Origin of the sequence: Variovorax glucosi (assembly GCF_051216695.1) — a bacterium.
Classification (GTDB): domain Bacteria; phylum Pseudomonadota; class Gammaproteobacteria; order Burkholderiales; family Burkholderiaceae_C; genus Variovorax.
Genome location: NZ_JBPJZE010000026.1, coordinates 1 through 1,871, shown reverse-complemented (window position 1 = coordinate 1,871; position 1,871 = coordinate 1). Strand labels below are relative to the sequence as shown.

Sequence of the window (1,871 nt, the reverse complement as noted above, 5' to 3'; positions counted from 1 at the left end):
AGACCGGTGGGCTCTACATCGTCAACCCCAGCGGCGGCGCTGATGCGGCGACGCTGGTCTTTCATCCGGTGGCGGCCGGCAAGAAGCTGAGCGAGCTTCTGCCGGGCGACGAATCGGCCGCCTGGCTGTCGCGGATCTCGGCTCCGGATGCGATGTGGATCGACGACGCGCGGGCGGTGCTTGCGTCAGCGAACGGGCAGCGGCGCTATGCCTCGGTGGCCAGGAGCGAAGCGACTGGCTGGCTGGTGGTAGCCGAGCTTCCCGCTTCGGAGGTGCTCGCCGGGCTCTATCACCAGATGGCCTGGATCGGCGCCTGCATTGCGCTGGCGGCTCTGGTATTGGGGGCGGCGTTGATCGTCTTCATCCGCCGCACCGTGCGGCCACTGGGCTTGCTGAGCGAGCATGTGCAGGCGCTGGGCCAAGGTGACCTGTCGAAGCAACTGGCCTCGGACCGCCGCGACGAGATGGGCGTGATCACCCGCGCCGTGGAGAGCATGCGAGAAAACCTGGCCGGCGTGGTGGGCGGCGTGCGCGAGGGCACCGATGCCATCGCCACCGCCTCGGGCCAGATCTCGGCCGGCAACCAGAACCTTTCGACGCGCACCGAGGAACAGGCGAGCTCGCTGCAGCAGACCGCTGCGTCGATGGAGGAGCTCACCAGCACCGTCAAGCAGAACGCAGACAACGCGCGGCAGGCCAACCAACTGGCGCTGTCGGCCTCCGAGGTGGCGCTCAAGGGCGGCGATGTGGTCAGCCAGGTGGTGGACACCATGGCCTCGATCCATGCCTCGTCGAAGAAGATCGTGGACATCACCGGCGTGATCGATGGCATCGCCTTCCAGACCAACATCCTGGCGCTCAACGCCGCGGTGGAAGCCGCGCGTGCGGGCGAGCAGGGCAGGGACTTCGCCGTGGTGGCCGCCGAAGTGCGCAACCTCGCGCAGCGCTCCGCTGCCGCGGCCAAGGAAATCAAGGGCCTGATCGACGACTCCGTCGGCAAGGTCGGCGCAGGCACTGCCCTTGTGGGCGAGGCCGGAAGAACCATGGAAGAGATCGTAGGCAGCGTGAAGCGGGTGACCGACATCATCGGAGAGATCAGCGCTGCGAGCCACGAGCAGACATCAGGCATCGAACAGATCAACCAGGCCATCACGCAGATGGACGAGGTCACGCAGCAGAACGCGGCGCTGGTCGAGGAAGCCTCGGCCGCAGCCCAGTCGCTGCAGGAACAGGCCGGCAGCCTCGTGCAGGCCGTCAGCATCTTCAAGCTCGGCGAAGGCCAGCAGGCTGCGCCCCGCGCGCAGGCCAGGACGCAGCCGGCTGCGCGCATCAAGCCATCGTTGCCAGCGACGCCGCAGCTCGCGGTGGCCGGTGCCGGCGACTGGCGCGAGTTCTGAGCCATAGGTCCTCTGTAGTTATGAAAACTGCGAACCCCGCGAGGCGTGATCCCGCCTTCGTCTCCCTGGCTCGCACCATGACCCTCGGCACCGTCGCGGGCATGCTCCTGGTGGTAACGCTGGTGCTGGCAGTCTTCTACGCGCTGGCTTCCTCGCAGCAGCAGCGCAGCGCCGCGCAGTACGCCAACGCCAAGGCAGAGGCCATCGCCCGCTCGCTGGACATCTTCGACCAGACCATGCGCCTCACGGCGGAGAACGCTTTCGGCGTCTTCCGGCGCCAGTTTGCGTCCAGCCTCGTTCTCGACGGGGCGGCGCAAGGAACATTGACCAGCGACGGCACGCCCATCGACGCCGCGCGCATCGCGGAGGTGGATGCCTTGGCGCGCGATTTCCCCGGCGCCAACGCCACGGTGTTCGTGGCGGAGGGCGAAGATTTCGGCCGCGTCACCGCCTCGGTGAGGAATGAGAGCGGCG

The 1,871-nt window shown here is 67.8% G+C and carries 2 protein-coding genes; both read left to right on the top strand.

Annotated features, from left to right (window positions below):
* On the top strand, positions 1–1,397 hold a 1,397-nt coding region (locus ACSFA3_RS22425; protein ID WP_435507698.1), incomplete at its 5' end, for a methyl-accepting chemotaxis protein.
* A gap of 77 nt (positions 1,398–1,474) precedes the next feature.
* Positions 1,475–1,871 (top strand): Cache 3/Cache 2 fusion domain-containing protein (locus tag ACSFA3_RS22420; RefSeq protein WP_435507697.1); only part of this gene is annotated, 397 nt, incomplete at its 3' end.